This is a genomic window from Phytoactinopolyspora endophytica, assembly GCF_004138495.1.
Lineage (GTDB): Bacteria > Actinomycetota > Actinomycetes > Jiangellales > Jiangellaceae > Phytoactinopolyspora > Phytoactinopolyspora endophytica.
The window spans coordinates 43,190-50,877 of record NZ_ML142876.1 but is presented as its reverse complement, the minus strand read 5'-3'; the positions used below and the strand labels follow the sequence as shown (position 1 = coordinate 50,877).

Annotated in this window: 6 protein-coding genes; all 6 read right to left on the bottom strand. The window is 66.2% G+C overall.

Annotated features, from left to right (window positions below):
- The coding region (locus tag ELR45_RS39960; protein ID WP_205857710.1) for an ABC transporter ATP-binding protein at positions 1 to 626 on the bottom strand (626 nt) is incomplete at its 3' end.
- On the bottom strand, positions 623 to 1,711 hold the full coding sequence (locus tag ELR45_RS32385; protein ID WP_165368298.1) for a sialidase family protein: 1,089 nt from the start codon (positions 1,709 to 1,711) through the stop codon (positions 623 to 625). The genes ELR45_RS39960 and ELR45_RS32385, both read right to left, overlap by 4 nt.
- A gap of 68 nt (positions 1,712 to 1,779) precedes the next feature.
- On the bottom strand, positions 1,780 to 2,934 hold the full coding sequence (locus ELR45_RS32380) for an ABC transporter permease (protein ID WP_129669957.1): 1,155 nt from the start codon (positions 2,932 to 2,934) through the stop codon (positions 1,780 to 1,782).
- A gap of 7 nt (positions 2,935 to 2,941) precedes the next feature.
- The gene (locus ELR45_RS32375) at positions 2,942 to 3,934 is read right to left on the bottom strand and encodes an ABC transporter permease (protein ID WP_129669978.1); all 993 of its coding nucleotides are present in this window, start codon (positions 3,932 to 3,934) and stop codon (positions 2,942 to 2,944) included.
- Positions 3,935 to 4,056: 122 nt separating this feature from the next.
- On the bottom strand, positions 4,057 to 6,093 hold the full coding sequence (locus tag ELR45_RS32370) for an ABC transporter substrate-binding protein (protein ID WP_129669956.1): 2,037 nt from the start codon (positions 6,091 to 6,093) through the stop codon (positions 4,057 to 4,059).
- A gap of 80 nt (positions 6,094 to 6,173) precedes the next feature.
- Positions 6,174 to 7,688 (bottom strand): sialidase family protein (locus tag ELR45_RS32365; RefSeq protein WP_205857708.1); only part of this gene is annotated, 1,515 nt, incomplete at its 5' end.

Below are 7,688 nucleotides of genomic sequence, written 5' to 3'. Positions count from 1 at the left end.
AGCAGCCGGAGAATCTGCGCCTGTGTGGTGACATCGAGTGCGGTCGTCGGCTCGTCGGCGATGAGCAGTCGCGGGCGGCAGGCGAGCGCCATCGCGATCATGGCCCGTTGCCGCATGCCCCCGGAGAGCTGGAACGTGTAGGCGTCGTACCGGTCCGCCGGACGCGGCAGACCGACGTGCTCGAGCGCTTCGATCGTGCGCGCTTTTGCCGCCTCAACGTCGAGGTCGGTATGCAGCCGGACGGCCTCGACGATCTGACCGCCGATGGTGTGAACCGGGGACAGCGACGTCATCGGCTCCTGGAAGATCATCGCTATCTCGTTGCCCCGGATCCGGCGAATAGCCTCGCCACGCGGATCGAGAGCCGCCAGGTCCGTCGGTTCGCCGGTGCTGTCCGGCCGCCACAGGATCCGGCCACCGACCACCTTCCCGGGCTTGTCGACGATCTGCAGGATCGACCGGCCGGTGACGCTCTTGCCGCAGCCGCTCTCGCCGACCACGCACACCGTCTTGCCGCGAGGCACCGAGAAAGACACCCCGTCCACCGCCTTGACCGTCCCGCTGTCGGTCGAGAAGTGTGTCTGCAGATTCTCGACCTGCAGGATCGGCGGTGCCGATTCGGTCATGAGCGTGCCTCCCGTTCTGAGGTGGGGCCGGTGGCGGGCAGGTCCGCGATCGGGAGCCGGGCCAGCCGCAGGCTGTCATACGGCGGCCGGCCGTCGCCGCGTTCGTACAGGCAGAGCAGATGCCCGTCGCGCGTGATCGCGAGATCGCTGTAGGCGGACGGACCCTCGTCGACGATCGTGCCGTCCGACCAGCTGCGTCCACCGTCCGTGCTGGAGCGGACGGTGAGCCTTTCCCGCTCGGTACTGGCCGGGTTGGCGAAGATCAGCGCGTCGTCGGGCCCTTCCACGACGCTGCCCTGGCAGGTGGGCTCGACCAGGGTCTCGTGCCATTCGAGCTCACCGAACGTCTCGCCGTCGTCGGAGCTGTATGCGTACCCGCGCAGCCCTTTGCCGTTGTGGTTGCGTACGTTGAAGTAGACGCGTCCCGCCGGCTCGCCGGGCAGTTCGGCCACGGTCGACTCGTTGGTGCCGTCCGGCAGCACACCTCCGATCTGCCAGCTGGCGCCGCCGTCGTCGCTGTAGATGACGTGCGAGCGGAACGGGTCGCTCCAGCGGTCATGGGCGACGCCGACGGCGTGGTCGCACGGTACGACGATCCGTCCGGTGCGCAGCTGGATGCCGTGGCACGGACCCGTGGCGTACCAGGTCCAGGACGGGTCTTTGACCTGTGCTGTGATTTCCACCGGCTCCTTCCAGGTCGCGCCGTCGTCGGTACTGCGGGTGACCCAGACGGTTCGCTCTGCCAGCCCGGCGCAGATATCGGTCTCGTTGTGCTCGGCCGGGTTCTGGCTGAACAGCAGGAGGACGGTGCCGGTGCGCCGGTCCACCACGGGCGAGGGGTTTCCTCGTGTGAAGCGCTCCACCGCGGTCACGACCCGCGCCGGTTCCCAGGTGCGGCCGTGGTCGAGACTGCGGCGCAGCAGCAGGTGGATGTCGCCGGCATCGCCACGACCGTTCCGGCGGCCTTCGCAGAACGCCAGCACCGTGCCGGACGGCATGACCGCGAGCGCGGGAATCCGATACGTGTGGTAACCATCCTGACCGGATGTCCACAGGTCAACGCCGGTCATGTCGTGTGCGGCCATCAAGGTCGATCTCCCCATTGTGGTAAGTCCGTCTCAGCTGTTGTCGGGTCAGGCATTCAGTGGATCGGTCAGTTGTACGGGTCTGCGGCGTCGCGGAGGCCGTCGCCGACGAAGTTGAGCGCCAGCACCGCGACCACCACGGGGATGCCCGGGATCAGCAGCCACGGGGCGGTCACCAGGCTGCGGACGTTCTGTGCCTCGTTCAAGAGCACGCCCCAGCTCACCGCCGGTGGCTGCAGACCGAGCCCGAGGAAGCTGAGCGCCGTCTCGGCCAGGATCATCGCCGGTATGGCCAAGGTCAGCGCCGCGATGATGTGGCTGGTGAACGACGGCAGCATGTACTTGCGCATGATCCGGAAGGTGCCGCAGTTGTCGAGCCGGGCCGCCTCGACGAAGTCCTCCTCCCGTAGGGCCAGGAACCTGCCGCGCACCACCCGGGCCAGTTCGGTCCACGCGATCAGCGACAAGATCACGGTGATGGCGAAGTACTTCATGAGCGGACCCCAATCCTGTGGCAACGCCGCAGCGAGCGTCATCCACAACGGGAGGGTCGGAATGCTCATGATGAACTCGATGACGCGCTGGGCGGCGGTGTCGACGGCGCCGCCGAAGTAGCCCGAGACACCGCCGATGATGATCCCGAGCACCATGCTCGCCGCCACCCCGACGAGGCCGATCGACATCGATATGCGGGAGCCGTGCACGATCCGGCTCAACATGTCGCGTCCGAGCCGGTCCGTGCCGAGGACGAAGACGGGCTGATCCGGATCTTTCGGGCCGATGAGGTGGCGGTCCATGGGGATGAGTCCGAACAGCTCGTATTCTTCGCCCTTGACGAAGAATCCGAGTTCCCGGGTCTCGGACGGATCGGTGCTCATGGTCCGGCGCTGGGACTCCTCGTTGACCTCGACCTGGTAGCCGTCGGCGAACATGCCCAGGTCGAATCCGTCGCTGGTGTCGACCGGCCGGATGATCTGTGGCGGTGCGTACTGATGGTCTCCGAACCTCGTCGACCCACCGTATGGTGCAACGAACTCCGCGAAGATCGCGACCAGGTAAACGAAGAGCAGCACGCCGGCGGAGGCCATGGCGAGCTTGTGCCGCCGGAAACGGCGCCAGACGAGGTTCCAGTGTCCGACCGTGCCGGCCTCGGACTGGTCGCCCCCAGGCGTGTCGAGCAGTGCGGTGCTGGTGGTGGCCGCGGGGTCTCGAAAGTCGTTCATCGTAGCCTCACCGCTTCCCGTACCTGATGCGTGGATCGAGCCGGGCGAGCAGGATGTCCGAGATCAATGTCCCGACGACGGTCAGCACACTGAGGATCAGCAGGAAACCACCCGCGAGGTACATGTCCTGGCTTTCCAGCGCTGTGAGCATGACCGGCCCTGTCGTGGGCAGGCTGAGGACCACCGAGACGATGATCTCGGCCGAGATCAGGGACGGCAGAAGCCAGCCGACGGTGGAGACGATGGGGCTCGCGGCGATCCGGCTGGGGTACTTCATGAGCAGACGCCGCTCCGGCAGACCTTTCGCGCGCGCGGTCGTCACATAAGGGCGGTTGAGCTCGTCGAGCAGGTTCGCCCGGACGATGCGGATCATTCCGGCCGTGCCCGCGGTGCCGATGATGATGACGGGGATCCAGACGTGCGCCAGCAGATCCAGTATCTTCCCGAGGTTCCACCGCGCGTCCACGTATTCCGGTGAGAAGAGCCCACCGACGCTCTGCCCGAAATATCGGTGCGAGACATAGAGCAGAACCAGCGCGAACAAGAAGTTCGGGATGGCCAGCCCGAGGAAACCGACGAATGTCGCCGCATAGTCGCCGACCGAGTAGCGCTTGACGGCCGAGTACATCCCGATCGGGATGGCCACCGCCCAGACGAAAGCCAGTGTCGACAACGACAGCAGTATCGTGAAGCCCATCCTGTCCTGGATGACGCTGCTGACCGGAGCGTCGTAGACCAGTGAACGGCCGAAATCGCCCTCGGTCAGGATGCCGCTGATCCACGTCCAGTACTGCCCCCACAACGGTTCGTCCAGGCCGTATCGGTCCCGGAGAGCATCCAGCTGGCTGCGGTCGACGTACGAGCCCTCTGCCTCCAGCTTGGCCACCACCGTGGTGAGGTAGTCGCCCGGCGGGGCCTGGATGATCAGGAACGTCACGATGGAGATGGCGATCAGCGTCGGGATCATGTACAAGACGCGGCGCACGATGAACTGGGTCATCATCTACTTACACACCTCGCCCGTATCGTTGGGAACGCAGGAGAGCGTGCGGGAGGGGTGCACGCTCCATTCGCGTGCACATCCCCACGTCGCTCTCCCGCGGCCCGCTGCGTTCATCGTCGTCATTCGTCCTTAAAGAAGTGCTCAGGGTTGTACGGGGCCGGGTTCGGGTACGGAGACCCGGACGGCATCTCGTCTGGCACGTTGCGCATGCTGTTCTTGACCACGGCGAACTCAGGTCGTGGCGTGGCGATCCCGATCTGGAAGAATCCCTCGGCGGCGATGTCCAGGATCTGATCGAACAGCTCTTCCTGCGTGCCCGGATCGGCGGTGGCGATCACCTGATCCCACAGTTCGAACTGCTCACGGACCGGCCCGGGCGGTTCCGCGGCGTCCGGAACGCCCTGGTACCACTGAGCCCATTCGACGCCGAAGCCGGCCGGTGTGCTGATCGGCACGTAGTTCCATGGGACGATCAGCGACGCCCGTCCACCGAGGCCTGACCCGAACACCGCATCGTGCTGGTTACTGTCCCGGGTCTCCGTGGCCAGCTCGCCCGAGACCGGGTCGACCCGCAGCTCGACACCGACCTCGCGGAAATAGTCGGTCAACAGCTCGCCGACGTCGGTCCAGTTGAAGGCATCAGCACGGGTGGTCAGGTTGATGACGATCGGGTTGCCATCCGGACCGAGGCGGATCCCGTCACCGTTGCGCTCGGTGTACCCCGACTCGTCGAGATGGTCGTTGGCGAGGTCGACGTCGTACTCGATGTACTGCGTCGCCAATTGCTCGTGGTAGAACGGCGTCTCCTCCAACGGGCTCGTCTGCCACGGTTCACCCTGACCGTTGTAGACCAGGTCGATGATCTCCTGCCGGTTGATCGCGTGCGACAGCCCGATCCGGAAATCCTTGTTGTTGAAGATCTCCCGCTTCACCTCGTCTTGATGTGTGAGGTTGAGCTGCAGCTCCGCGATGTTCATGCTGTCGTAGTTATAGGTCATCAGGCGGTAGTCGCCGTCTTCCTGACCCTCGTAGACGAGCGGGTAGTTGTCGCCCTGGTTCAGTCCCCGGTGCTCCAGATCCACCTCACCGTCGAGTGCCCGTAGCAGGGAGACCTCCGGATCCTCGGACAGGGTGTAGACCACCTCGTCCAGGTAGGGCAGCTGCTTGCCGTCCGGATCGACCTTCCAGTAGTACGGGTTGCGCTCGGCGACGGCTCGTGAGCCGGTGTTCGGCGGATCCGTCATCAGCCACGGGGTCAGCCGCGGCATGTTCGTGTCGTGCCGCCGCGTGGCCGGGCTGCCCATGTCGAACAGGGTCACCCAGTCGTCGTGGCCGTTGTCCGCGGCCGCCTGCTCGGCCTCGTCGTTGTGATCCGGGTGGAACTGCTCCAGGTAGTGCCGCGGATACTCGCAGACCTTGACGCCTTCTCCCAGGTGCGCCATCGAGTGAAGGAAGAAGGCCTTGGGCGCGGCGAAGGTGAACGTCACGGTGTAGTCGTCGACGCGTTCGACCGTGACGAGTTCACCCCGGCTGGTCAGCCACGGCGGGGGTGCCGGCGTGACGGTCTCGTTCAGCAGGACCGAGTCGTACCAGAACATGATGTCGTCGGCAGTGAACGGCTCGCCGTCGGACCACTTCACGCCTTCCAGGAGATGGAAGGTGTAGCTGCTTCCGTCGTCGTTCACCTCGAACGTCGCGAGGTTGGGAATGATCTCCTCGAGCCCGGTGGCTCCGGTGTACTCGCGCGCCCAGCGCACCAGCCCCTCGTAGTTGATGGGGTTGAAGGCGTTGTTGTCGTCCGGCCCGCCGAAGTAGGTCCGCCAGCTGCCGCCGTACTGACCGATCTCCTCCACCGGCTCGACGACAAGGGGTTCCTTCGGCAGCCGTTCCTCGAGCGGCGGTAGCGTCCCGTCCTCCACCTGCTGAGCGAGGCTCGGCGCTTCCTTCGCACCGTCCTCGGCCTCGGCCGGTCCGTCATCGTCGGAATCCGCATCGGTGCTGAAGAAGCCGCAGGCGGTCAGCGTGCTCGCGCCTGACACGGCGACACCGGCCACGGCGGCGTTGCGAAGAAACCGGCGGCGCGATGTGGCGGGCAGGTCGCCTGCTCCGATCACTGATGCCGTCCTGATCGAAGACATCGTCTTCCTCACAGACATGTCGAGACCTCCTTGTCCGTGTCGCCCTCGCGGCGGTTTGCGTCCTGCCGTCGTGGGCGATCTTGGTTGGCTGTGGTTGTTTACTCGGGATGGATCTGGTCGAGCGGAAGCCGCAGAGCCAGGTCCTTGGCCAGCGGCGCGTTCGTGGTGTGCAGGAGCGTCAGTTCCCGGGCGGACAGGCCGCGGCGGTAGACCCGCACGTCGTCGACATCGCCCTCGAGTTGCTGGATGTCGTCCATGCGCTGGCCGATGTAGAGCCCATCGATACCGAACTCGTGACCGATAGTGACCGAACCGTCCGGGGCGGCGGCTGAAGCCACCTCTTCACCGTCGATCCAGAGCGAGAACCGGCCGCCGGCCCGGCGCAGGGCGGCGTGGTGCCATTCACCGTCGTCGTAGGCTTCCGGCGACGCGACGGACGCCGTACCGTTCTCTGTGGTCATCAAGGCGCGGATCCGGTCGTTGCCGGGCTCCGCCCGCATCCAGAACGACGGCTTCGAGCTGCCGATCCCGTAGGCCCAGACCAGAACCTGGGACCCGTCCCGCTCGCCGTACCTGAACCACGTGGCCACGGTGAAGTCGTCGCGGTCGAGGTCGAGGGCATCGGTGAACGGGATCTGGATGTGGTCGTCGTCGCCGTCGAGTTGGAGGGCCTGGCCGTGCCGGGGCGACGGGCCATCGGTGAGCTCGGCGCCGCCACGGACGTACGCCGTATTGGGCGACGATGTACGGGCGAGATCCGGCGTGGTCGGTCCGGGCTCCGGCGGATCCGGGAAACCGGGCGGCTGATCGTTTCCGGTGGCGAGGTAGGCCTCGTTGAACCGGGCGAAGCGGATCTCGTCGTATGGGCTGTTGCCCTCGCCGGCCTCATAGAGCAGCCCGATCTCGTGGCCGGGGAGCGAGACCAGATCCGAATAGGCGGCGGGTCCCCAGTGGATGACCTTGCCGTCGTTCCAGTGTTCCCAGCTCTCGCCCTCGTCGTACGAGGAACGGACCGACATGGCCTCGCGGGAGGCAGGGTGTGCGGGTGCGGAGAAGAGGATTCGGTCGTGATCGTCGCCGGCGTCGGTAGCCCGCTGGCGCAGCGTCGCTCCTTGGACGACCGGGGCCGAGAGGTCCGGGAGCGCGGCGAACCGGGCCTCGAAGCTCTCGCCGCCATCGCTGCTGGTGGCGAAGGTGCGGTTGCCCTCCTTGGTGCCGTACTGGTCGCGCGCGGCGGCGTAGACCGTGCCGTCGGTGAGCTCCACGACGCTGACCTCTTGTGGGTTCACCGTGTTGTCGCCGACGCTGTCGATGGCGCCCAGCTCCCACGTCTCACCGCCGTCGTCGCTGTACAGCAGATGTGCGCCGCGAGCCATGCCCTCCGGTCGGTCGGATCCCCAGGTGTGGTTCGCCCCGGCGACCAGCCTTCCGGCGTGCTCGCCACGTTCCAGCTGGATGGCGTGGACCGGCCCGGTGGCGTAGAACTCCCAGTCCGGCAGTTTGACGTCTTCGGTGATGTCCTGGGGCTGTGACCAGGTTGCTCCGTCGTCGTCGCTGTAGGAGACGAAGGGCCGGCGGTCACTGGTGTCGCCGTTCGCGTTCCAGGTGCTCAA

Coding starts and splice junctions, on each gene's coding strand:
- ELR45_RS32370 (WP_129669956.1), bottom strand. CDS start 6,093: ATGTCTGTGAGGAAGACGATGTCTTCGATCAGGACGGCATCAGTGATC.
- ELR45_RS32385 (WP_165368298.1), bottom strand. CDS start 1,711: ATGGCCGCACACGACATGACCGGCGTTGACCTGTGGACATCCGGTCAG.
- ELR45_RS32380 (WP_129669957.1), bottom strand. CDS start 2,934: ATGAACGACTTTCGAGACCCCGCGGCCACCACCAGCACCGCACTGCTC.
- ELR45_RS32375 (WP_129669978.1), bottom strand. CDS start 3,934: ATGACCCAGTTCATCGTGCGCCGCGTCTTGTACATGATCCCGACGCTG.